Origin of the sequence: Actinomyces sp. HMSC075C01 (assembly GCF_001812965.1) — a bacterium.
GTDB lineage: Bacteria > Actinomycetota > Actinomycetes > Actinomycetales > Actinomycetaceae > Actinomyces > Actinomyces acetigenes.
Window position 1 is genome coordinate 25,508 of the sequence record NZ_KV811028.1, and the last position, 22,398, is coordinate 47,905.

23 protein-coding genes are annotated in these 22,398 nt (G+C 70.6%); 22 read left to right on the top strand and 1 reads right to left on the bottom strand.

The genetic code is table 11. The features are described 5' to 3' along the window. Window positions 1-253: 253 nt before the first annotated feature. The 13 genes from rpsP (at window position 254) to HMPREF2883_RS10530 (ending at window position 11,987) form a co-directional block, all read left to right on the top strand. A complete protein-coding gene (gene rpsP / locus HMPREF2883_RS10470) occupies window positions 254-736 on the top strand; it encodes a 30S ribosomal protein S16 (protein ID WP_070662013.1) in 483 nt (160 codons plus the stop codon). A 1-nt stretch (window position 737) separates the two neighbouring features. Then, window positions 738-974, top strand: coding sequence for an RNA-binding protein (locus tag HMPREF2883_RS10475; protein ID WP_003786440.1), 237 nt, complete (start codon window positions 738-740; stop codon window positions 972-974). Between the two features lie 310 nt (window positions 975-1,284). Beyond that, window positions 1,285-1,833 carry a ribosome maturation factor RimM gene (gene rimM, locus HMPREF2883_RS10480; RefSeq protein WP_070662016.1) on the top strand — a complete coding sequence of 183 codons (549 nt, stop codon included), beginning with the start codon at window positions 1,285-1,287 and terminating at the stop codon, window positions 1,831-1,833. Then, the gene (trmD, locus tag HMPREF2883_RS10485; protein ID WP_070662019.1) at window positions 1,830-3,251 is read left to right on the top strand and encodes a tRNA (guanosine(37)-N1)-methyltransferase TrmD; all 1,422 of its coding nucleotides are present in this window, start codon (window positions 1,830-1,832) and stop codon (window positions 3,249-3,251) included. Before rimM ends, trmD begins: the two co-directional genes overlap by 4 nt. Continuing rightward, entirely contained in the window at window positions 3,248-4,162 is a 915-nt protein-coding gene (gene lepB, locus HMPREF2883_RS10490) for a signal peptidase I (RefSeq protein ID WP_070662021.1), read from the top strand. The genes trmD and lepB (HMPREF2883_RS10490) overlap by 4 nt, the downstream gene beginning before the upstream one ends. 243 nt (window positions 4,163-4,405) lie before the next feature. Further along, window positions 4,406-4,753 carry a 50S ribosomal protein L19 gene (gene rplS / locus HMPREF2883_RS10495; protein ID WP_003786428.1) on the top strand — a complete coding sequence of 116 codons (348 nt, stop codon included), beginning with the start codon at window positions 4,406-4,408 and terminating at the stop codon, window positions 4,751-4,753. A 111-nt stretch (window positions 4,754-4,864) separates the two neighbouring features. Beyond that, complete coding sequence (gene lepB, locus HMPREF2883_RS10500; RefSeq protein ID WP_070662024.1) at window positions 4,865-6,085, top strand: signal peptidase I; 1,221 nt, start codon at window positions 4,865-4,867, stop codon at window positions 6,083-6,085. Next, a complete protein-coding gene (locus HMPREF2883_RS10505; protein ID WP_070662027.1) occupies window positions 6,082-6,804 on the top strand; it encodes a ribonuclease HII in 723 nt (240 codons plus the stop codon). The genes lepB (HMPREF2883_RS10500) and HMPREF2883_RS10505 overlap by 4 nt, the downstream gene beginning before the upstream one ends. A gap of 104 nt (window positions 6,805-6,908) precedes the next feature. Further along, window positions 6,909-7,217: a DUF2469 domain-containing protein gene (locus HMPREF2883_RS10510; RefSeq protein WP_003781502.1), complete on the top strand. Its 309-nt coding sequence runs from the start codon at window positions 6,909-6,911 to the stop codon at window positions 7,215-7,217. A gap of 163 nt (window positions 7,218-7,380) precedes the next feature. Continuing rightward, complete coding sequence (locus HMPREF2883_RS10515; RefSeq protein ID WP_070662030.1) at window positions 7,381-7,941, top strand: YraN family protein; 561 nt, start codon at window positions 7,381-7,383, stop codon at window positions 7,939-7,941. Next, complete coding sequence (locus tag HMPREF2883_RS10520; protein ID WP_070662033.1) at window positions 7,932-9,503, top strand: YifB family Mg chelatase-like AAA ATPase; 1,572 nt, start codon at window positions 7,932-7,934, stop codon at window positions 9,501-9,503. Before HMPREF2883_RS10515 ends, HMPREF2883_RS10520 begins: the two co-directional genes overlap by 10 nt. Then, a complete protein-coding gene (locus HMPREF2883_RS10525) occupies window positions 9,500-10,879 on the top strand; it encodes a DNA-processing protein DprA (protein ID WP_070662036.1) in 1,380 nt (459 codons plus the stop codon). The genes HMPREF2883_RS10520 and HMPREF2883_RS10525 overlap by 4 nt, the downstream gene beginning before the upstream one ends. Before the next feature lie 184 nt (window positions 10,880-11,063). After that, complete coding sequence (locus HMPREF2883_RS10530; RefSeq protein ID WP_070662039.1) at window positions 11,064-11,987, top strand: tyrosine recombinase XerC; 924 nt, start codon at window positions 11,064-11,066, stop codon at window positions 11,985-11,987. A 27-nt stretch (window positions 11,988-12,014) separates the two neighbouring features. Here the strand turns inward: HMPREF2883_RS10530 and HMPREF2883_RS15620 are convergent, their stop codons facing one another. Beyond that, window positions 12,015-12,668 (bottom strand): M23 family metallopeptidase, encoded by a 654-nt coding sequence (locus HMPREF2883_RS15620; RefSeq protein ID WP_256277443.1) that lies wholly within the window; start codon window positions 12,666-12,668, stop codon window positions 12,015-12,017. Between the two features lie 656 nt (window positions 12,669-13,324). Between HMPREF2883_RS15620 and rpsB the strand changes: the two genes are divergently transcribed. From rpsB to HMPREF2883_RS10580, 9 genes are all read left to right on the top strand, one after another. After that, entirely contained in the window at window positions 13,325-14,173 is an 849-nt protein-coding gene (rpsB, locus tag HMPREF2883_RS10540) for a 30S ribosomal protein S2 (protein WP_070662042.1), read from the top strand. A gap of 108 nt (window positions 14,174-14,281) precedes the next feature. Beyond that, window positions 14,282-15,121, top strand: coding sequence for a translation elongation factor Ts (gene tsf, locus HMPREF2883_RS10545; RefSeq protein WP_070662045.1), 840 nt, complete (start codon window positions 14,282-14,284; stop codon window positions 15,119-15,121). 264 nt (window positions 15,122-15,385) lie between these two features. Further along, window positions 15,386-16,138, top strand: a complete 753-nt coding sequence (gene pyrH, locus HMPREF2883_RS10550; RefSeq protein ID WP_070662047.1) for a UMP kinase — start codon at window positions 15,386-15,388, stop codon at window positions 16,136-16,138. Between the two features lie 164 nt (window positions 16,139-16,302). Beyond that, entirely contained in the window at window positions 16,303-16,860 is a 558-nt protein-coding gene (gene frr, locus HMPREF2883_RS10555; RefSeq protein WP_003786400.1) for a ribosome recycling factor, read from the top strand. A gap of 73 nt (window positions 16,861-16,933) precedes the next feature. Further along, the gene (locus HMPREF2883_RS10560; RefSeq protein ID WP_070662050.1) at window positions 16,934-17,863 is read left to right on the top strand and encodes a phosphatidate cytidylyltransferase; all 930 of its coding nucleotides are present in this window, start codon (window positions 16,934-16,936) and stop codon (window positions 17,861-17,863) included. 72 nt (window positions 17,864-17,935) lie between these two features. Beyond that, on the top strand, window positions 17,936-19,198 hold the full coding sequence (gene rlmN / locus HMPREF2883_RS10565; RefSeq protein ID WP_070662053.1) for a dual-specificity RNA methyltransferase RlmN: 1,263 nt from the start codon (window positions 17,936-17,938) through the stop codon (window positions 19,196-19,198). Next, on the top strand, window positions 19,195-19,740 hold the full coding sequence (locus tag HMPREF2883_RS10570) for a DivIVA domain-containing protein (protein ID WP_070662056.1): 546 nt from the start codon (window positions 19,195-19,197) through the stop codon (window positions 19,738-19,740). The genes rlmN and HMPREF2883_RS10570 overlap by 4 nt, the downstream gene beginning before the upstream one ends. Before the next feature lie 32 nt (window positions 19,741-19,772). After that, window positions 19,773-21,065, top strand: a complete 1,293-nt coding sequence (gene dxr / locus HMPREF2883_RS10575; RefSeq protein ID WP_070662059.1) for a 1-deoxy-D-xylulose-5-phosphate reductoisomerase — start codon at window positions 19,773-19,775, stop codon at window positions 21,063-21,065. Next, window positions 21,062-22,396, top strand: coding sequence for a M50 family metallopeptidase (locus tag HMPREF2883_RS10580; RefSeq protein WP_070662062.1), 1,335 nt, complete (start codon window positions 21,062-21,064; stop codon window positions 22,394-22,396). The genes dxr and HMPREF2883_RS10580 overlap by 4 nt, the downstream gene beginning before the upstream one ends. Window positions 22,397-22,398: the final 2 nt, after the last annotated feature.

Below are 22,398 nucleotides of genomic sequence, written 5' to 3' on the forward strand. Positions count from 1 at the left end.
GCCACATTGAAGCGGCGCGCGCAGGCTCGGAGTCGGCGTCGGCTGTGGGCGATCTCGCACCGAGTGGTGGGTCGGCGCCCCGGCTCGGGCTGGCGACCTCCTCGGAGGCTCTGGCAGAATGTCCGGCTGTACTCGGTCGGACGTCGGTCCCTCTCCCGGCCCCGGTCGCGTCTCGGCTCACGCCGGAAACCGTTGCTTGACCCCACCGGGGACCAGCGCGCGCCAAACCATCCAGAACCAGGAGTTCAACCAAGTGGCAGTCAAGATTCGCCTCAAGCGCATGGGCAAGAAGTTCGCCCCCTTCTACCGGGTCGTCGTCCTCGACTCCCGCAAGAAGCGCGATGGCCGTGTCATCGAGGAGATCGGCGTCTACGACCCGATGCAGGAGCCCTCGCTCATCCGCATCGACTCCGAGCGCGTCCAGTACTGGCTCGGTGTGGGTGCTCAGCCCTCCGACGCTGTCTACAAGCTGATCAAGATCACCGGCGACTATCACCAGTTCAAGGGCCTCAAGGGTGTCGAGAGCACCCTCAAGGTCAAGGACGCCGACGCCGCTGCGGTCGCCAAGGAGGCCGCGGTCAAGGCCGCCGCCGACGACGCTGAGAAGCGCAAGGCCGCCGCCGCCAAGGCCAAGGCCGACGAGGAGGCCGCTGCGGCGGCCGAGTCCGCCGAGTCCAAGGCCGAGGAGTCCGCCGAGGGCCAGGCCTCCGATGAGGCCGCCGCCGAGGAGGCCTGAGATGCTGGCCGACGCCCTCGAGCACCTCGTACGGGGCATCGTCGACAACCCTGACGACGTCACTGTCACCTCCCGGTCGCTGCGCCGCGGCGACCTGCTGGAGGTGCGGGTCAACCCCGAGGACCTCGGCCGAGTCATCGGCCGCTCGGGCCGTACTGCTCGAGCACTGCGCACAGTGGTCGGAGCGCTGGCGGACTCGCCGGTGCGCGTCGACGTCGTCGACACCGACCGCCGCTGAACGCAGGGCCTTCAGGTCGGTGCTGTAGGCCGCCTCGGCCTCGGTCGGTCCGATCAATCACCACGAGTGCCCGGTCCCCGCCAGGGGGCCGGGCACCGTCGTCCTGCCGGGCCTGCGCGCCCCTGTGCCGCCTGCGCGACGACCACGGCCGCCAGAGGGATGGTCCGCATCGAGTTGGTCAACCTCACGCCGTCGGTGCGCCACCTCATCCCCGCGGCCGATGGGAACGCAGACCACGGCGCGGTAGGTTGGCGTCAGACAACCAGACCTTCCAGACAAACCGTTCCATGCCCCGATCCCAGGAGAACAGGTGCTGCTCACCCTTGCTGTCATCGGTCCCGCCCACGCCCTCAAGGGTGAGGTGCGTCTCGAGATCCGTACCGATGACCCCGAGGGGCGTCTCGCACCCGGAACCACCGTCCCCACGGAGCCGGCCCACGCGGGCCCGCTGACGGTCAGTCGTCTGCGTTTCGACGGCTCGCGCTGGTTCGCCTCCTTCGAACAGGCGCGCGACCGCACGGCCGCCGAGGCGCTGCGGGGTGTCAGGCTCCTGGTCGAGACCGACGACGACGCCCCTGGCGGTGAGGGCTCTGAGGACTTAGAGGAGGCCTGGTACCGCCACGAGCTCGTCGGCCTGCGGGCTCTGAGCGTCTCCGGTGAGGAGCTGGGGGAGGTCACCGACGTAGAGCCCGGTGTCGCCCAGGACCGGCTCGTGGTCACCACCCCTGAGGGGGACGAGGTGGCCGTGCCCTTCGTCGAGGCGCTCGTACCGGACATCGACCCTGAGGCCGGCACGGTGACGCTGGCCCCGCCCGGTGGCCTGTTCCCCGGACGCGGCCAGGCGGAGGAGGCCAGGTGAGGATCGACGTCGTCACCATCTTCCCCGACTATCTCAAGGTCCTCGACCTCTCGCTCATCGGGAAGGCGGCCGACCGCGGCCCCCTCGACCTGCACGTCCACGATCTGCGCGACCACGCCCACGACCGGCACCGCACGGTGGACGACACGCCCCTGGGCGGTGGGGCCGGCATGGTCATGAAACCCGACGTGTGGGGCGAGGCCCTCGATGAGGTGCTCACCGCGCAGGCCCCCGGTACGCCCCGTCAGGTTCTCATCATCCCCACCCCCTCGGGTGAGGTCTTCACCCAGCGAACCGCCGAGGACCTGGCCGGCGCCGACAGCCTGATCTTCGCCTGTGGTCGCTACGAGGGCATCGACGCGCGCGTGGCCGAGCACTACGCCTCCCGCGGTATCGAGGTGCGCGAGCTGAGTATCGGCGACTATGTGCTCAACGGCGGAGAGGTCGCCGCCGTCGTCATGATCGAGGCCATCGCCCGGCTCCTGCCCGGGGTCCTGGGCAACCCCGAGTCGCTGGTCGAGGAGTCCCACGGAGCCGCCGGCCTGCTGGAGTACCCCGTCCACACCCGCCCCACCCGGTGGCGCGGACTCCAGGTCGACCCCGTCCTGCTCTCCGGTGACCACGGCCGTATCGCCCGAGCCAGACGGGACCAGGCCCTCACCCGCACCGTCGAGCGCCGACCCGACATGATCTGGGCCCTGGACCCCGCCGGCCTGGATCGTGAGGACCGTGCGCTCCTGGCTCGCCTGGGCTGGGCGGTCCCGGCCGGGGCGGAGCATCCGGTTCCGGTGCGTCTTCGCAACGCCTCCGCCGACGACGCCCACGCCCTGGCCGCTCTCGCCGCCCGCACCTTCCCCGATGCGTGCGGGAACGTCATCGCCCCCGAGTTCCTCGAGCGGCACATCGCCGCCACGCTTGTTCCCGAGCTGTTCGCCACCTGGGCCGGAGACGACCGCGTCGACCTCGTCGTCGCCGAGCTGCTCGAACCTCTTTTGGCAGGACCGGATTCCTCCTTCGGGGCGGAAGCTGGCGCGAGCACTGCTCCGGCTCTGGTCGGCTACGCCGCAGTGCTGCGCGAGGAGGCCGACTCCGGCGGCGAGCGGCCCCACGGGATCGACCCCCGCCCCGCCTGCGTGCGGCCTGCCGGGGGAGAGGTCGTCGGCGAGCTGTCCAAGGTGTACGTCGACGCCACCATGAGAGGATCCGGACTGACCCCCGCGCTTATGGACGCCGTGATACGCCAGGCCGCCGCCCACGGAACGGACCTGCTCTGGCTCGGCACCCACGTCACCAACAAGCGTGCCCAGAAGGCCTACAAACGGGCCGGCTTCCGCCAGGTCGGTACCCGCACCTACAACGTCGGTGGCCAGGACGCCCACGACGTCGTCATGACCCGGCGGACAGGAGAAGGCCTATGAGCAGCGGACCCGACCAGAACCTTCAGGACAGGACCGATGGGGACACGGATGAGGTAGTGACCCCGGGGAAGAGTCTGCGGGCCGGCAGTGACCACCGGAACAGCCACCGGCACAAGGGCGGTGCCCACAAGGACAAGGCCGGGGCCAGCGAGGCCGTTGAGCCGGCCTCGATGGGGGAGCGGATCATCTTCCGCCTCAAGCAGTGGGGCATCACCCTGTCCTACCTGGTCGTCGCCGTGGTGATCATCGCCCTCATCCGCACCTTCGTCATCCAGAGCTTCACCATCCCGTCGGGGTCAATGGAGAACACCCTCAACGAGGGGGACCGCGTCACCGTGACGATGTACGACTCCGACAAGGTCAGCCGGGGCGACGTCGTCGTCTTCACCGACCCGGACCACTGGCTGACGACCCAGGAGCCCACCGGTCTGCAAGGCGCAGCGCAGGACTTCCTCGTCGCGATCCGCATCTTCCCCCAGAACGCCGGCCACCACCTCATCAAGCGGGTCATCGGAATGCCCGGTGACCACGTCGTCGCCGACGGGAAGGGCTCCTTGACCGTCAACGGCGTCGAGCTCCATGAGAACTACCTCAAGCCCGGCCGGTCGGCCTCGGAGGTCGCCTTCGACGTCACCGTTCCCGAGGGCTACATCTGGGTCATGGGCGACAACCGTTCCAACTCCTCGGACTCCCGCTACCACCAGAACGACGTCCACCGCGGCTTCGTGCCCCTGGGCAACGTCGTCGGTGTCGCCAAGAACGTCGTGTGGCCCTACTCCCACTGGTCCAGCCTCACCTCCGGACACGCAGTCTTCTCCCAGGTCCCCGAGCCGACGTCCACCCCGACGGCGCTGCCCAGCGGAGCGGCCGCGCCCGCCCCGGTGAGCACGCTGGCGGGCTCCGGGGACTGAACGCCCTGGATGCGTGCTGGGGCGTGAGAAAGGCGTGAACTCAGGCACGTCGAGGCTGACGCACTCGTCCGTGGACTGAGCCTGTGGCAAACTGAGCGGGCACTTGGGTCCTGCGGTTCCTCTGCCACTGGGGAGGCGGCCGCTTCGAAGGAGCTCAGGGGCGTCCACCTCCGGCGCTGCCCCGTACGGCGCGGCGCCGCCGAACCAGCACTCCTGACCAGTGGCACGGGTGTGGAGAGAAACATGAACCTGATCGACGAGATCAACGCCGCATCACTGCGCGACGACATCCCCTCCTTCCGTCCGGGTGACACCCTCAAGGTCCACGTCAAGGTCGTTGAGGGATCGCGTACCCGCGTCCAGGTCTTCCAGGGCGTCGTCATCGCGCGCCAGGGCGGCGGCGTCTCGGAGACCTTCACCATCCGCAAGGTCTCCTTCGGTGTCGGTGTCGAGCGCACCTTCCCCGTCCACACGCCCTCCATCGAGAAGATCGAGGTCGTCACCCGGGGCCAGGTGCGCCGTGCCAAGCTCTACTACCTGCGCAACCTGCGCGGTAAGGCCGCCAAGATCAAGGAGCGTCGCGAGGACTGAGCGCCCGCACTCTCCAGGCGGCGCCCGGAGCCCACGGGTTCCGGGCGCTCGCCATCTCCCACCGCCGTGCAGCGGTGGACCCATGTCCATCAATTCCGGGGAAGGAGCACGGTGAGACCGGTGCAGGATGGTGCCGACGACGTCGGGCTGGACCTGAAGCAGGCCGATCCCTCCCAGATCGGTCGGGCCTCCAGGTCCGCGATCACACCGGCCTGCAGCTCTCCGTCCGCGGACTCCCCGCAGGAAACCCGCACGGCTTCTGAGAACGCCGGAGAGGCTCCGAAGCCGGCCCCGGTTGACGACAGCGACGAGTGGGACTACGACCCGTTCATCGACCCCGACGCCGAGCCCGAGCCCGATGACGAGCTCACCGAGCTGCCACCCTCCATCCAACCCCGCCGGCAGGTGGCCCCTGCCATCCCCCCGCCGCAGACCAGCCCCTTGTACCAGCGGGTGATCAGGCTGGTGCTCGTCGTGGCAGTCGTCATCCTGGTACCGGCTCTCCTCCGGGCCTACGTCGTCCAGATCTACGAGATCCCCTCGGGCTCCATGGAACGCACCCTGCGTGACGGGGACAAGGTCGCGGTCCCCATGTACGGCTCCGACGACGTCGAACGGGGCGACGTCATCGTCTTCACCGATCCTGACGACTGGCTTCACGTCAAGGAGCCGACAGGGCTGCGCGGTGCCACCCAGAGGCTCATGATCGCAGTGAACCTTCTGCCGGAGAACACCGGCCATCACCTCGTCAAACGGGTCATCGGTGTCGGCGGTGACCATGTGGTCGCCGACGGGAAGGGATCCTTGACCGTCAACGGCGTCGCGATCAAGGAGCCCTACGTCAAGGACGGTCAGTCCCCGTCCCTGACCTCCTTCGATGTCACCGTCCCCCAGGGCTACGTGTGGGTCATGGGGGACAACCGCAGCAACTCGGCCGACTCCCGCTACCACCGCGACGACGCCCACGGCGGCTTCGTGCCGCTCAAGAACGTGGTCGGGGTGGCCAGGGTGGTCTTCCAGTGGACGCATCTGAGCCGGTGGGGGCTCTTGGGAGGAGGGGAGCGCGCCTTCTCAGACGTCCCTGCGCGGGAGGCGACGTCGCCCGCACCGCCCTCGCCTCCGGCTGCTCCCACGGGTGACGGGGAGACGGCTTCTGGGGAGGAGGCGCCCTCGCAGGCCGCCGAGGACAGCAGCTCCGAGGACGTTGGCGCTGCCGGCGAGGGCCCCAGCGGCGATGACGGGCCGCAGGCCGAGCCCGGCGGGCCGGCTGACGTCCCGGATTCCTCCGGAAACTCCTCCGACCAGGAGCAGGCTCCGGGGAGAACGAAGTGAGTTCTCGGGGACGCACCCGCCCCGACCGGGCCCTGGAGAAGACTCTGCTGGAAACCCACGGCTACGTCGGCGGTCTGGACGAGGTCGGTCGCGGGGCCCTGGCCGGACCGGTCAGCGTCGGGCTGGCGATCGTGGCGCGGTGCACCGATGACGACTTCCCCGAGGGGCTCGCCGACTCCAAGCAGCTGACGGCCCGGGCCCGAACAAGCCTGGTGGATCCCGTGCGCGACTGGCTCGTGGACCACGCCGTCGCCCACGCCTCACCGGCAGAGATCGATGAGCACGGCATCGTCGCAGCACTGAGAATGGCGGGTCTGCGGGCCCTGCAGCAGGTCGCTGAGCGCGGCCACGCCCCCGACGTCATCATCCTCGACGGCGTGGCCGACTGGCTCACCCCCACCCAGCCCGACCTGCTCACCGCCCTGGAAGGCGGATACCTTCCCGAGACTGCTCCTGAGGCTGCCGGGTCTGCTCCCACCCCTCCGGTGCGCATGGAGGTCAAGGCCGACGCCCGGTGCGCCGTCGTCGCTGCCGCCAGCGTCCTGGCCAAGGTCGAACGCGACTGCCTCATGGCCGATCTTGACGACCCCGGCTACGGGTGGGTCTCCAACAAGGGCTACGCCTCGCCGGCCCACATCCAGGGACTCACCGCTCTGGGGGCCAGCGACCAGCATCGACGCAGCTGGCACCTGCCCGGCCTGGAGCAGCGCCACGGCTGAGGCGCCGCCTGATGCGGCTACCCGGCCCGGGGCGACTCATGGGCGGGCCGACTCGCCCCCGTGGCCTGCCGCCTCCAGCGGCTGCGGGCAGGCATGATGGCCCGGTGAGCGCAGAAGACCTCGAGTCCTATGAGAACGAGCTGGAGCTCTCGCTGTACCGGGAGTACCGCGACGTCGCCTCCCTGTTCTCCTACGTGGTGGAGACCGAACGGCGGTTCTACCTGGCCAACGCCGTTGACGTCCAGGTACGCACCAGCGGCGGGGAGGTCTTCTTCGAGCTCACTCTCGAGGACGCCTGGGTGTGGGACATCTACCGAGCCTCCCGGTTCGTCAAGTCCGTCCACGTCGTCACCTTCAAGGACGTCAACGTCGAGGAGCTCACCAAGCTCGAGATGGACATCCCCTCCTCCTGACCGCCTTTCCGATGCTGCGCCGCCTCTGACGGCTCCGTTCCGCTGGCCGCCCCCGCTCGCTGGGGGCCACAGGTCGTTTTCTGACACCGCCGTCCACAGGGCCGACGGGGCCGTGGCGCGCACCGGCTGAACCGGCCTCACGCTAGTTGCGGAGGTGATCGGGATGACCGACCAGGTCGCAGCAGCCACAAGGGGACGAACGGTGATCGCAGCCAGATGCGGCGATCACGGGCTCACACCGCCCGCCCGGGGCCCGGGCGGCGAAGGAGACGCTCGCGCAGGGGCCTCCCGCCAGAGCACCGGGCGGTGCGGAGAGGACCTCGCCGCCACCTACCTGGAGGACATCGGCTGGAAGATCCTGGAGCGCAACTGGCGCCCGGACCACGGCCTGCGCGGAGAGCTCGACATCATCGCCCTGGAGCCGGCTGCGGCGCACCACGAGCCGGGCAGCGCATCCGTCGCCGACCCGGCAGAGGCGTGGGCAAGGCCGAGGCTGGTCATCGTTGAGGTCAAGACCCGCAGCTCCCTGCGCCAGGGGCCACCGGCGGCCGCCGTCGACGCCCGCAAAGTCGCCCGACTGCGTGCCCTGGCGGCCGCCTGGGCGAGCACCCATGAGACCACGTCGCACGCCGGCATGCGCCTCGACGTCGTCTCCATCCTTCTGCGCGACGCGCGTCCTGCGCTGCTGCGCCACCACCGGGCGGTGGATGCGCCATGGGGCTAGCTCGCACGCTTGCTGTCACGCTGACCGGGTTGGCCGGGCACATCGTCGACGTCGAGGCTCATGCCACCCAGGGCCTGCCCGGATTCACCCTCGTGGGCCTACCCGATACCGCCGTGCGCGAGTCGCGCGAGCGCGTCCGGGCCGCGTTGAGCACCTGCGGCGTCACCTGGGGCGAGCAGCGCCTGACCGTCAACCTCTCCCCGGCGGACCTGCGCAAGACCGGGACCGGGCTGGACCTGGCGCTCGCCCTGGCCGTCCTGGGAGCACGTGGGCGGCTCGGACGGAGCGCGGCCGGGCTCCTGGGACGAACCGTCTACATCGGCGAGCTCGGCCTGGACGGCTCCGTGCACTCCGTGCGCGGCGTTCTGCCCAGTGTCCAGGCCGCGGTGGCTGCAGGGGTGGAGGAGATCGTCGTCGCCCAGGAGGCCGCCGCCGAGGCTGAGCTCGTCCCCGGCGCCCGGGTCACCGCCGTCAGGCACGTCGGCCAGCTCGTCGAGCGCTACGGAGGGCACCTGAGTACGGCCGTGGCCGCCGCGCTGGAGCAGATCACCGAGGCCGCCGCAGACGAAGCCCCCACGACCCCGCCCCACGACGCCGAGCCACCGGACCTGGCTGACGTCGTCGGACAGGGCGAGGCCCGCCAGGCCCTCGAGGTCGCCGCCGCCGGGGGCCATCACCTCATCATGGTGGGGCCCCCGGGGACGGGCAAGACCATGCTGGCCGAGAGGCTCCCCTCCATCCTGCCGCCCCTGGAGCAGGCCGATGCCGTCACCGTCACCTCCCTGCACTCCGTGGCCGGCATCTTCGACCCCGCCCGCGGACTCATCACCCGGCCGCCATTGCGCGCACCGCACCACACGGCGACCCGGGCCGCCGTCGTCGGAGGCGGCTCTGGCCTGCCCCGACCCGGGGACGTCTCCCTGGCTCACCGCGGCGTGCTCTTCCTCGACGAGGCCCCCGAGTTCAGTGCGGGAGTCCTGGACTGCCTGCGCCAGCCGCTGGAGTCGGGAGTGGTCACCATCGACCGCGTGGGCGGGCGCGCCAGCTACCCGGCCGCCTTCCAGCTCGTCCTGGCCGCCAACCCCTGCCCCTGCGGCAAGGCCGGCGGCCGCGGCCTGGAGTGCACCTGCACCTCCTTGCAGCGACGACGCTACTTCTCACGACTGTCCGGTCCACTGCTGGACCGGGTCGACATCCAGGTCGAGGTCGGCGCCGTCAGCGCAGCCGATCTCGCTTCTTCCGGCCATGGAGAGTCCAGCGCCGTGGTGGCCCGGCGCGTCCTGCGCGCCCGCCGGGCCGCGGAGCGCAGACTGGCCGGCACCCCGTGGCGCCTCAACGCCGAGGTACCCGGCTCCTACCTCAGAGGCCCCGACGGCGGACTCAGCGCTCCGCTCAGCCGCCGGCTCATGACCGCCCTCGAACGCGGCGACCTCTCCCTGCGCGGGGTGGACCGGGTCCTCAGACTGGCCTGGAGCCTCGCCGACCTCGAGGAGGCCGACACCCTCGCCCTTACCCACATCGGGACCGCCCTGGCCCTGAGAACCCCAGGAGTGCGCCCATGACACTTCCCTACGACGTCGATGATCCCGCGCTGGCACGCGCGACCTGGTCCCGCCTGGCCGAGCCCAACAGTGCCACCGCAGCCATGGTGGTGGGCCGGCTCGGGCCGAGTCCCGCCCTGAGGTGGCTGCTGGAGGAGGCCATCGACCCCTCTGGGCAGGTGCGCAGCTCGCCCCGCCCGCCGGTGCCACAGCCGCCTCCGGGAATGCCCAGCGACGGTGATATCAGCGCCTGCTGGGCTCAGGCTGCCGCCCGGTGGGCGCCGCGCCTGGAGGGACTCGACATCCGCCGCGAGCTCGATGTGCTCGACCGCCTGGGTGGGAGCCTCATCCTCCCGGGGGAGCCCTGGTGGCCGCCGGGACTCGACCAGCTCGAGCACCCGCCCTTCTGCCTGTGGGTGCGCGGAGACCCCTCGCTACTGGTTGGCGCCGTGGACCTGAGGGACAAGGACCTCGACGGCGGCATGCCCGGGGCCATGGGAGACGACGACGCTCAGAGCGTCGCAGGCGCCGGTCAGCCGGTACGCGAGCAGCGGATGCCAGTGGGGCCCGCCAGCGGACTGTGCCTGGCACTGGTGGGGGCCCGGGCCTCCACCCGCTACGGTGAGAGCGTCGCCACCTCCCTGGCCTCGGGGGTGACGGCCCAGGGCGGCCTCATCGTCTCCGGGGGAGCCTTCGGCATCGATGCCTGCGCGCACCGCGGAGCACTGCAGGAGGGACCAACGGTGTCGGTCTCCGCCGGGGGAGTGGACCGCCTCTACCCGGTGGGAAACACCGGGGTTCTGGAGGCAGTCATCGCCTCCGGGGCGCTGGTGGCGGAGGTGCCACCGGGTTGTCAACCGGGCCGTCACCGGTTCGTCTCACGCAACCGCGTCATCGCGGCGATCTCGCAGGCGACGATCGTGGTGGAGGCGGCCTGGCGATCGGGAGCCTTGTCCACTGCTCACCGCGCCCTTGAGCTGGGCAGGCAGGTGGGCGCCGTTCCCGGCCCCGTGACCTCCATGTCCTCGGTCGGATGCCACCGGCTCCTGCGCAAGGGGGCGGTCTGCATCACCGACACCGACGACGCCCTGGAGCTGCTGACGCCCCTGGGCACCGTCGACGCGGATGTCGCCAAGGAGCAGGACCCCGAGCTGGCCGGGAGCGGGCTTCTTGATGGCCTGGAGCCAAACGCCTCCCTCGTGCTGGATGCCATGCCCGCCCGGGCCGCGGCGAGCACCGAGTCCATCGTCCGATCCTCGGGGCTGTCCCCGAAGGAGACCACGTCGGCACTGGGGATCCTGGAGCTCTCAGGGAAGGTGGAGCGCACCGCCACCGGTTGGAGGCGGCGCTGCTCGAAGCGCTCAGGTGGTCGGGATCAACGAGCCTCTCGCGGCTGAGCTCGGGGTAGTAGGTGCGTGTCCTGCGCCCTGCCTCTGAGGTATATGTGTCGGGTGCCGTAGTCTTCAGGTGCCCGTGTCGCCCGGTCCTGCAAGCAGGCCTTCGAATGGACCGATAAGAACCTGACGGATCAAGCCGATCACCGCCGTTGTTCGTCATCGCTGTCGTGAGAGGAGGTGCCCCATGTCGAGGACGCGCGCCGATCTGCTCGCCTCCTACCGCAGCTACCTGGCCCTGCAGCGAGACCTGTCCGAACACACCGTGCGCGCCTATCTCGTCGACATCAACGACCTGCTGAGCTTCCTCGGTGTCGGTGAGGGGGACACTGAACCCATTGACGCCGCCCTGGCCACCCTTGACCTGGCGGACCTGCGGGACTGGCTCGCCGCGATGGCCGCGAGCGGTCACTCGCGCGCCACCCTGGCCCGCCGCTCGGCCTCGGTGAGGACCTTCTCCTCCTGGGCCTTCGAGACGGGACTGCTCACCTCCGACGTCGCCGCGCGCCTGCGTGCGCCGCGCGTCGACAACCGTCTGCCCGGGGTGCTGACGACCCAGCAGGCCTCACAGCTGCTCAAGACCGCCGCGGACCTCGCCTCGGACGGGGACGTCCTGGCCGTGCGGGACCTGGCCATCATCGAGACGCTCTACGCGACCGGCGTGCGGGTCTCCGAGCTCGTCGGCCTGGATGTCGCCGACCTCGACCACTCCCAACGGACCCTGCGAGTCCTGGGGAAGGGTCGGAAGGAGCGGACCGTCCCCTACGGGGTGCCCGCCGCCAAGGCGCTGGAGGCATGGTTGCGTCGGCGCGGTGAGATCTGCGCCGATGACGCGGGAGGCGCCCTCTTCCTCGGGGCGCGGGGGCGGCGTATCGATCCCCGGGTGGTGCGCGACGTCGTCCACCGCCTGTGCGCGGCCGCCCAGGTCCCCGACCTGGGCCCGCACGGACTGCGGCACAGCACTGCCACCCACGTCCTGGGCGGGGGAGCGGACCTGCGCAGCGTCCAAGAGCTCCTCGGGCACTCCTCCCTGGCCACGACCCAGCGCTACACCCACGTCTCGGCTGAGCGTCTGCGCAGCGTCTACGAGCAGGCCTTCCCTCGCGCCTGAGCGCAGCCCGTGCGGGGGCCGTGTTCTTCAGTGAAGGGGCTTGAGGCGGATGACGGCCGGCTGCAGCAGGCGCAACGGGTTGATGTAGGTCTTGGGGCCGGTGCGCGCCCCCCAGTGCAGGGCGCAGACCCCGTCCGAACGGTGCCCCGGCAGCAGGGTGCCGACGACCTGGCCCGCAGCCACCGCGTCACCCGCGCTGACGGCCGGTTCGACCGGCTCATAGGTGGTGCGGATCCCGTTGGCGTGGTCGATGGACACCACGGGGCGCCCGGCCACCATGCCGGCGAAGGCGACCGTCCCCGCGGCGGCGCTGCGGATCTGCGTGCCCTCTGCGGCCGCGAGATCCACTCCCCGGTGCCCGCGTCCCCACGCGACGGTGGGCGGGTCGAAGCCCTCCACCACGGTGGCTGGCGCGCCGGTCGGCCACTGGAAGCGGCCCCGTGGGCGCCGGGGGTCCGCAGGCCGGTCCGTTAGCGCCTGGCCGGCCGTTCCCGTCTCGTTGACGAGCCGGGAGGGCGGGCTCAGACTCGTCACGAGAGAGGTCGACGAGGTCAGCCAGTGGGCGGCTTCGGCCGGCTCGGGCGCGCTGCCCGTCCGCTCGGGAAGCAACGGGTCCTGGACCCACGGAGCCGAAACCGTGGTCACGGCGGTGCTGGTGGCCGGACTGGTGCCTGTGCTCATACCCCGAGCCGGTGGTGTACCGGGCAGTGCGGCCAGTGAGCCGCAGGCGACCAGTGCCGTTGCCAGCGCGGCGAGACGGCGGGGCGGGATGTGGGAAGGAGAGGACGGTGTGTGAGGATCTCGGCGGCGTGGGCTTCGCCGGAGTTGCTGTGGGTGCATGCCCTCAGAGTGCGCGCCGAGCGGCCTTCAGCGCCGGGGACGTCGTCGGCCCTGTGGAAAGCCCCTCGAGGAAGCGGCCTGTGGTGACCGGGACGACTCCGAATACCGCTGATTCGCCCTCGGCCGCTGGTTCAGTCCTGTGGTAGCCTCGCCTCCGCAGCATTCTGCGGATCGCTCCGGCGTCAGCGGGAGACGGGCCCCGAATGCTGACTTCGCGTGCCTGCACCCGAGCAACTCGGGACGTCCCTCCGGGCGACACGGTCGCGGTCCCGGTCATCATGGTTCGCCACGGTGAACGGGTGGCCGTGCGTCGCAGGCACCAGGCCCCATCCGCGCCGGCTCCCAGCCGGTCACCGGCTCCGGTGCGCGTTCGCAAGCGTGCGGAACCACGGGGAAGAACCCAGAAGAAGAACCCCGGGACGTCTCCGAGCGCAGCTCGACCGTCCCCCGAATGATCGTGCGTCGAGCAACCTCTCGGCTCACACGGAAGGACCGTCATGGCCGTCGTTACCATGCGCCAGCTCCTTGACAGCGGTGTCCACTTCGGGCACCAGACTCGTCGCTGGAACCCCAAGATGAAGCGCTTCATCCTCACCGAGCGCAACGGCATCTACATCATCGACCTCCAGCAGTCCATTGAGGGCATCAACACCGCCTACGACTTCGTCAAGGAGATCGTCGCTCGCGGCGGCAACATCCTGTTCGTCGGAACCAAGAAGCAGGCCCAGGCCGCCGTGGCCGAGCAGGCCCAGCGCGTCGGCATGCCCTACGTCAACCAGCGCTGGCTGGGTGGCATGCTCACCAACTTCTCCACCGTGCGCGCCCGCCTGGACCGCATGAAGGAGCTCGAGCAGATCGACTTCGACGACGTGGCCGGCTCCGGCCACACCAAGAAGGAGCTGCTCATGATGCGCCGCGAGAAGGACAAGCTCCAGCGCACCCTGGGCGGTATCCGCGACATGAGCAAGCTCCCCGCGGCCGTGTGGGTCGTGGACACCAAGAAGGAGCACCTGGCCATCTCCGAGGCCCAGAAGCTCGGGATCCCGGTCATCGCCATCCTGGACACCAACTGCGACCCGGACGAGGCCACCTACGGCATCCCCGGCAACGACGACGCCATCCGCGCCGTCACCCTGCTCACCCGTGTCGTCGCCGACGCCACCGCCGAGGGCCTGCTGGCCCGCTCCGGCGGTCGCGCCCGCACCGGTGAGGAGGCCGAGGTCGCCCCCGCCGACGCCGAGCCGCTGCCCGAGTGGGAGGCCCAGCTCCTCGCCGGAGCCGAGGCCGACGCCCCGGCCGCTGAGGCTGCTGAGACCGCCGAGGCCCCCGCCGCCGAGCAGGCCTGAGCCCACCCCTCAGCTCCTCGCTCACAGCGCGGCGTCCCCGCGCTGTGAGCACCTCTCACTCGTCCTTTTTCACACGTCAATTAGTCACTGACTGACCAGGAGACATTCATGGCGAACTACACCACCGCTGACATCAAGGCGCTGCGCGAGAAGACCGGCGCCGGCATGCTCGACGTCAAGAAGGCCCTCGACGAGGCCAACGGCGACGCCGAGAAGGCCATCGAGATCATTCGCGTCAAGGGCCTCAAGGGCATCGCCAAGCGCGAGGGCCGCGCCGCCTCCGCCGGCCTCATCGCCGCCAAGGTCGTCGACTCCGGCAACGGCCAGGTCGGCGTCCTCGTCGAGATCAACGCCGAGACCGACTTCGTGGCCAAGAACCAGAAGTTCCTCGACTACGCCGAGCAGGTCCTCACCGCCGCCCTGGACTCCGGCGCCACCGACGCCGAGGCCCTGGCCGAGGTCAAGGTCGACGGCTCCACCGTCAAGGAGCTCACCGACGGCATGCAGGCCGTCATCGGCGAGAAGATCGTCGTGCGCCGCGTCGGCCGCCTCGAGGCCGACAAGATCGAGCTCTACCTGCACCGCACCAACCCCGACCTGCCCGCCCAGGTCGGCGTCCTGGTGGGCACCGACGCCAAGGCCGCCGAGGTGGCTCACGACGTCGCCATGCACATCGCCGCCTACTCCCCGGCCTACGCCACCCGCGAGGACATCCCGGCCGAGGTCGTGGACAAGGAGCGCGCCATCGCCGAGGAGACCACCCGCGCCGAGGGCAAGCCCGAGAAGGCCATCCCCAAGATCGTCGAGGGCCGCCTCAACGGCTTCTTCAAGGAGAACGTCCTGGTCGACCAGGCCTTCGCCAAGGACCCCAAGACCACGGTCGGCAAGGTCGTCGAGGCCACCGGCGGCGAGCTGACCGGCTTCGTGCGCTTCCGCGTCGGCGCCTGATCCGCTCACCGTTCGGGGTGGGGGCGCGAGCATCATGCTCGCGCCCCCACCCCGTCTTGTTCCTCTCTCACTCATCTTCCCCTCTCACTCACCGACACCCCTCACCGCCGGCTCCCCAGGGCGGCTCTCGTGCACGTCTCATGAGTGGTCCTCGTCCCACGGCGTGTCTGGCCATTCGGGTTGACCCTCATCGTGGCCCGGCGCCCGCCCGGGACGGGGTAGGCTGTGCCAAGCCTGCCCACCGAACCCAGGAGACATAGCGCAATGAGTCAGGAACCGGCTCGTGACGACCGCGTTGCCCACGGCACGCACCCCAGACGTGTTCTACTCAAGCTCTCCGGTGAGGTCTTCGGTGGCGGATCGATAGGTCTGGACTCCGACGTCGTCTCCGACGCCGCCCGCCAGATCGCCGAGGCCGTGCGCGCCGGAGTCCAGGTCTCCGTCGTCGTCGGAGGCGGGAACTTCTTCCGCGGCGCCGAGCTCTCCTCACGCGGCATGGACCGCGCCCGCGCCGACTACATGGGCATGCTGGGAACCGTCATGAACGCCCTGGCCCTTCAGGACTTCATCGAGAAGGCGGGGGTGCCCGCCCGCGTCCAGACCGCCATCGCCATGGGACAGGTCGCCGAGTCCTACATCCCCCTGCGGGCCATCCGCCACATGGAGAAGAACCGCGTCGTCGTCTTCGGCGCCGGTGCCGGCCTGCCCTACTTCTCCACGGACACCGTCTCGGCCCAGCGCGCCCTGGAGACCCACTGCGATGAGCTGCTCGTGGGCAAGAACGGGGTCGACGGCGTCTACACCGCCGATCCCCGTAAGAACCCTGAGGCCCGGCGTCTGGACCAGCTCACCTACGAGCGCGCCCTGGCCGACGGCCTCCAGGTGGTCGACGCCTCCGCCTTCGCCCTGTGCCGCGACAACGGCCTGACCATGCGGGTCTTCGGCATGGGGGAGCCCGGAAACATCACCCGAGCCCTGCTGGGTGAGAGAATCGGGACACTCGTCAGCTGCGACTGACCCGGCTGCGGGCTCCGGCGGGCCGCCGACGGCCCCCTTCGAGCCCCGTGACCGCGTACGGCGCAGACGGCCAGCACACCCTCCCAACCCGCAGCCATCCCCACGATGGCCGACCACTACCTGACGAACCCACGACCGCCCAGTAGCCCAGTAAAGGAAGCACCATGATCGACGACGTCATGCTCGAGGCCGAGGACAAGATGGACAAGGCCCTCCAGGCAGCCAAGAGCGAGCTGGCCACCATCCGCACCGGCCGCGCCAACCCCTCGATGTTCAATGGGATCGTCGTGGACTACTACGGCGCCCCCACCCCGCTCCAGCAGCTCGCCTCCCTGACGATCCCCGAGGCCCGCACCGTCCTGGTCAGCCCCTTCGACCGCTCCGCCATGAAGGACATCGTCACTGCCATCCGCGAGTCCGACCTCGGCGTCAACCCCACCGATGACGGCACCGTCATCCGCGTCACCCTGCCGGCACTGACCGAGGAGCGCCGCAAGGACTACGTCAAGCTCGCCCGCTCCCGAGCCGAGGACTCCCGCGTCCAGGTGCGCGGTATTCGCGGCAAGGCCAAGAAGGAGCTCGAGGCCATCAAGAAGGACGGCGAGGCCGGTGAGGACGACGTCAAGCGCGCCGAGCACGAGCTCGACGGCCTCACCAAGCGCTTCGTCGAGCAGATCGACGCCGCCCTGAGCGCCAAGGAGGCCGAGCTGCTCGAGGTCTGAGCCGCCTCGCCCCGGGATCGACCGCGTCTGCGCCCGACCTCCCGCCCCTGTCCCGTCAACCCCTGTGAGCCCCGTGTCGCCTCTGCTGAACCCGCGCCCCACGCGCAACCACGACCCCCTGCCCGCCACCGGGCGGGCGGGACGCAACCTGCCCGCCGCCATCGGGGTGGCGGTCGTGCTCATCGCCGTGGTCCTGGGCTCCCTGGCCTTCTACAAGGTCATCTTCGTGGGCGTCGTCGTGCTGGCCGTCTGCGGGGCGCTGTGGGAGCTGGCGGCGGCCTTCGCCCGCAAGCGCATCCGCCTGCCCCTGGCGCCGCTGTGGCTGGGGACCCTGGGAATCTCCGTGTGCGCCTGGGAGGTGGGGGCGGAGGCGGCCTTCGGGGCCTACGTCGCCACCGTCGGCGCCTGCGTCCTGTGGAGCTTCATGGACCAGGCCGAGGCGGAGGTCGGCACCGTCCTGGAGCAGGCCGGCCACGACATCCCCCGCACCGAGGCCCACGACGAGGTCCGCCGCTCGCGCTCCAGCGCCGCGGCCGCCTCGGTCTTCGCCGCCACCTACCTGCCCTTCCTGGCCGGTTTCGCCGTCCTGCTCCTCGTGCAGGAGCACGGCGTGGGAAAAGTCATGATGCTCATCGCCCTGGCGGCCGCCAACGACACCGGCGGATGGATGGCCGGCATCACCTTCGGCCGTCACCCCCTGGCGCCCTCCGTCTCACCCAAGAAGTCCTGGGAGGGGCTCATGGGCTCCCTCATCGCAGCTCTCGCCACCGGTGCCGGCTGCGTCTGGGCCATCGGCGGCCCCTGGTGGGCCGGAGCCGCACTGGGCGCCTGCACCGTGGTCGTCTCCACCCTGGGCGACCTGGGGGAGTCCCTGCTCAAGCGGGACCTGGGACTCAAGGACATGGGCACGCTCCTGCCCGGACACGGCGGAATCATGGACCGGCTCGACTCGATCCTCGTGGCCGCCCCACTTGTCTACGCCTTCACCCTCCTGGTGAAATAGGGACGGCATGCCGCACCCACCCCTATCGATCAGCCCGGCCCTCCCCAGCCCCGGGACACGAGGAGCACGAGCGTGAGTCCATCGCGAGCACAGCAGCGCCCCCGGCGCCCGCAGCCCGTCAACATCACCGGACGGCCGAGTGACGGCCGGGTCCAGGTCATGCCCACCGACCAACCCCCGGAGGGCGCCACCAGCCCCGACGCCAAGCCGCGCCTGTCCTTCGCGGTGCCCGCCGCGCGCGGCAAGGCCCCCCGCCACCTGGCCGACCTCGACCTGGCCGGGCGCAAGGCCGCCTGCAAGGACTCGGGCCTGCCCCCCTTCCGGGCCGACCAGCTCTCACGCCACTACTTCACGCACTTCACCCGTGACAGCACGGACATGACCGACCTGCCCGCCGCCCAGCGCGAGCAGCTGTGCGCCGAGCTGCTGCCCGAGCTCATCACCCCGGTGCGCGCCCTGCGCGCCGACGGCGGACGCACCATCAAGCACCTGTGGGAGCTGCACGACGGCGTGCGCGTCGAGAGCGTCCTCATGCGCTACAAGGAGCGCACCACCCTGTGCGTCTCCTCCCAGGCCGGCTGCGGCATGGCCTGCCCCTTCTGCGCCACCGGCCAGATGGGCCTGACCCGCAACCTGTCCACCGGGGAGATCGTGGAGCAGGTGCGCCACGCCGCCCAGGCCTCGGCCGCCGGGGAGCTGACCGGGGGACCGGCCCGCCTGTCCAACGTGGTCTTCATGGGCATGGGCGAGCCGATGGTCAACTACAAGAACGTCGTCGGAGCCCTCCACCGGCTCATTGACCCGGCCCCGGAGGGCTTCGGCCTGTCGGCCCGCAGCATCACCGTCTCCACCGTGGGACTCGTCCCCCTCATCCGCCGGCTCGCCGGCGAGGGGCTGCCGGTGACCCTGGCAGTCTCCCTGCACGCCCCCGACGACGAGCTGCGCGACGAGCTCATCCCCGTCAACTCCAAGTGGAAGGTCGGCGAGCTGCTCGACGCCGCCCACGACTACTTCCTGGCCACCGGCCGGCGCGTGTCCATCGAGTACGCGCTCATCAAGGACATGAACGACCACGCCTGGCGCGCCCAGCTGCTCGCTGACGAGCTCAACCGCAGGGACACCGGATGGGCTCATGTCAACCCCATCCCGCTCAACCCCACCCCGGGATCCATCTGGACCTGCTCGGAGGTTGCGGTTCAGGATATGTTCGTCAACACGCTCCGGCGTGCCGGAATTACCACGACAGTGCGAGACACTCGAGGCAGCGACATCGACGGTGCCTGTGGTCAGCTCGCGACCGAGGTACTCAACCAGGAGAGGGCCAAGACGACATGAGCGACATGTTCCCCAAGGCAGCGCTCCTGCGACCGGGCTACCGCCCCGAGCAGGTGGACCGCTACTTCGAGACGGCTCACGAGATCTACGACGCCGGTGAGCTCGACGAGATGGACTCCGAGGGCGTGCGCACCGTCGCCTTCGACGTCGTCCTGCGCGGCTACCAGCCCCAGGCCGTGGACGCGGCCCTCGACCGGCTAGAGGCCGCTTTCCTCCAGCGCCGGCGCGCGGCCTTCGTGGCCAAGAATGGTCGCCAGGCCTGGATGGATCAGGTCACCCAGCTCGCCACCACCCTCTACCCGCGTCTGCTGCGCCCGGCCGGCGAGCGCTTCGCCCCGGCCTCCGGGCAGGGGTATGACAAGACCGACGTCGACGCCCTCATGGACCGCATCGCCGGCTACTTCGACTCCGACACCACCCTGACCTCCAGCGAGGTGCGTGGAGCGGTCTTCCGCCGGGCCCGGGGGAACAAGGCCTACGGGGAGCCCAGCGTCGACCGTTACCTGGCGCGCGTCGTCGAGGTCCTCCTGTCCGTCGAGTGAGCCGAGCCCGTCCTGAGGAAACCTGCCACCCCATGACCAGCCACGCACCAGTGCCCTCCCATCTCCCACAACGACTGGTCCTCCTGGGATCCACCGGGTCGATCGGCACCCAGACCCTCGAGGTCCTCTCCCGCCTGGGGGAGCACGCCCCGCGAGTGGTCGCCCTGGCCGCCGGTGGATCGCGCCTGGAGCTCCTGGCCCGCCAGGCCATCACCTGGGAGGTCCCCGTCCTGGCCGTCACCAGCAGGGGAGAGGACCTCTCCGACCGCCTGCGCCAGGCCCTGAGAGCCGCAGCCGCCCAGGCGGGCCGCCCCGACCCGGTCACCACCATCCTCACCGGCCCCGACGCCGCGACCACGGCGGTTCAGGCCGCCGAGCTCGGGGCCTGCGACACGGTCGTCAACGGCATCACCGGCTCGGTGGGCCTACTGCCCACGCTGGCTGCCCTGGCCAGCGGAGCCCGCCTGGCCCTGGCCAACAAGGAGTCCCTCGTCGTCGGGGGCGCCCTGGTCCGCCAGGCGCTCGCCCGACCCGGCCAGATCGTTCCCGTGGACTCCGAGCACTCCGCCATCGCTCAGGCCCTGGCCTGCGGCCGCCACGAGAAGGGACTGACCAGTCCCGTCCTCAGCGGACGCAGCGAGGTGCGGCGGCTGGTCCTGACCGCCTCCGGCGGACCCTTCCGGGGGCGCAGCCGCGCCGAGCTCACCGGGATCAGTGCCGCCGCCGCCCTCAAGCACCCCACCTGGGACATGGGGCCGGTGGTGACCATCAACTCCTCGACCCTCATCAACAAGGGGCTCGAGCTCATCGAGGCCCACCTCCTGTTCGACGTGGCCCCCGAGCGGATCGACGTCGTCGTCCACCCCCAGTCCGTCATTCACTCCATGGTGGAGTTCACCGACGGCGCCACCATCGCCCAGGCCTCCCCGCCCGACATGCGCCTGCCCATCGCCCTGGGGCTGACCTGGCCCGAGCGCCCCGACCTGTCGGGGCTGGTGACTCCCAACGACTGGCGCGAACCGGTCAGCTGGACCTTCGAGCCGCTGGACGGCGCCGCCTTCCCCGCCGTCGACCTGGCCCGCAGCGCCGTGGCGGCCTCGGACACCCACCCGGCCGTGCTCAACGCGGCCAACGAGCAGGCCGTCGCCGCCTTCCTCGCCGGCGGCCTGGAGTGGCTGGACATCGTCGAGATCGATGCGGCCGTCGTCGGGGAGCACGAGGGCCTGACCGGCCCGGGCCTCGACGACGTCCTGGCCGTGGAGACCTGGGCACGCGCCCGCGCCGACGAGCTCATCGCGGCACGAAACGGAGAAACGCACTCGTGAGCACCACCCTGGCCTACATCCTGGGCATCGTCATCCTCGTCATCGGGATCGGTGTCTCAGTGGCCCTTCACGAGCTCGGGCACATGATCCCCGCCAAGAAGTTCGGCGTGAAGGTACCCGAGTACTTCATCGGCTTCGGCCCCAAGATCTGGTCGTTCAAGCGCGGGGAGACCGAATACGGCGTCAAGGCCATCTGGTTGGGCGGCTACGTCAAGCTCGTCGGCATGCTGCCTCCGGCCAGGCCCGGCAGACCGGACCGCCGACGCAAGGACGGAAGCCTGGGCATGGTGGGCGAGGCGCGCGCCGAGGCCCTGGAGGAGATCCGGCCCGGGGAGGAGCATCGGGCCTTCTACCACCTCAGCGTCCCCAAGAAGCTCGTCGTCATGGCCGGGGGAATCCTCACCAACCTGGTCCTGGGGATCGTGCTGCTGGCCGTGGCCGTCGGCGTGGTCGGGATCCCCGGACGCACGACGACGCTGTCGACCGTGACCCCCTGTGTCTCGTCCGACATCGACGCGGGCGCCCCCTGCCAGGACTCCGACCCGGTCGGCCCCGCCAGCGCCGCCGGCATCAAGGTCGGCGACAGGATCGTCTCCTGGGGCGGGGTGAAGGTCTCCACCTGGGAGGAGCTTCAGGCCCGGATCGCCGCCGGCGGTACCAGCCCCACCGAGGTCGTCATCGAGCGCGACGGAGCCGAGCGCACCGTGAGCGTCACCGCGGTCGAGGCCCAGCGCACCGTCCGCGACGCACAGGGCGCCCCGGTCAAGGACGCCTCCGGGGCCGTGCGCACCCAGGCCCGCCCCTATGTCGGCATCTCTCCGTCGCTGGGAACCATCCCCCTGAGCCCCGCCAAGATCCCGGGCATCATCGGGCAGGCCATCGGTGGGACGGTCAAGGCCATCGCCACCCTGCCGGTGGGCCTCTATCACGCCGTCCAGGCGGCGCTGGGCGTTGAGCAGCGCAGCGCCGACAGCGGCGTCGTGGGCCTGGTGGGGATGGGGCGTATGGCCGGCAACGCCACCAGCGGCGGTGTGTCCGGGGGCGGAGCGGTCCCCCTGTCGATGCGGGTGAGCACCATGCTCATGCTGCTGGGCAGCCTCAACCTGGCGCTGTTCGCCTTCAACCTGGTGCCCCTGCTGCCCCTGGACGGCGGGCACGTACTCGGAGCCTGCTGGGAGGGCACCCGGCGCTCGATCGCCAAGGCGCAGGGCAAGCCCGATCCGGGGCCGGTGGACACGGCCAGGATGCTGCCGGTCGGTCAGGTCGTCTTCGGTCTGCTCATCATCATGGCCCTGGTCCTGGTGTGGGTGGATATCGCTGCGCCGCTGTGAGG

Coding starts and splice junctions, on each gene's coding strand:
- HMPREF2883_RS10475 (WP_003786440.1), top strand. CDS start 738: ATGCTGGCCGACGCCCTCGAGCACCTCGTACGGGGCATCGTCGACAAC.
- lepB (WP_070662021.1), top strand. CDS start 3,248: ATGAGCAGCGGACCCGACCAGAACCTTCAGGACAGGACCGATGGGGAC.
- rplS (WP_003786428.1), top strand. CDS start 4,406: ATGAACCTGATCGACGAGATCAACGCCGCATCACTGCGCGACGACATC.
- HMPREF2883_RS10515 (WP_070662030.1), top strand. CDS start 7,381: ATGACCGACCAGGTCGCAGCAGCCACAAGGGGACGAACGGTGATCGCA.
- HMPREF2883_RS10520 (WP_070662033.1), top strand. CDS start 7,932: ATGGGGCTAGCTCGCACGCTTGCTGTCACGCTGACCGGGTTGGCCGGG.
- HMPREF2883_RS10525 (WP_070662036.1), top strand. CDS start 9,500: ATGACACTTCCCTACGACGTCGATGATCCCGCGCTGGCACGCGCGACC.
- HMPREF2883_RS10530 (WP_070662039.1), top strand. CDS start 11,064: ATGTCGAGGACGCGCGCCGATCTGCTCGCCTCCTACCGCAGCTACCTG.
- HMPREF2883_RS15620 (WP_256277443.1), bottom strand. CDS start 12,668: ATGAGCACAGGCACCAGTCCGGCCACCAGCACCGCCGTGACCACGGTT.
- rpsB (WP_070662042.1), top strand. CDS start 13,325: ATGGCCGTCGTTACCATGCGCCAGCTCCTTGACAGCGGTGTCCACTTC.
- tsf (WP_070662045.1), top strand. CDS start 14,282: ATGGCGAACTACACCACCGCTGACATCAAGGCGCTGCGCGAGAAGACC.
- pyrH (WP_070662047.1), top strand. CDS start 15,386: ATGAGTCAGGAACCGGCTCGTGACGACCGCGTTGCCCACGGCACGCAC.
- frr (WP_003786400.1), top strand. CDS start 16,303: ATGATCGACGACGTCATGCTCGAGGCCGAGGACAAGATGGACAAGGCC.
- HMPREF2883_RS10570 (WP_070662056.1), top strand. CDS start 19,195: ATGAGCGACATGTTCCCCAAGGCAGCGCTCCTGCGACCGGGCTACCGC.
- dxr (WP_070662059.1), top strand. CDS start 19,773: ATGACCAGCCACGCACCAGTGCCCTCCCATCTCCCACAACGACTGGTC.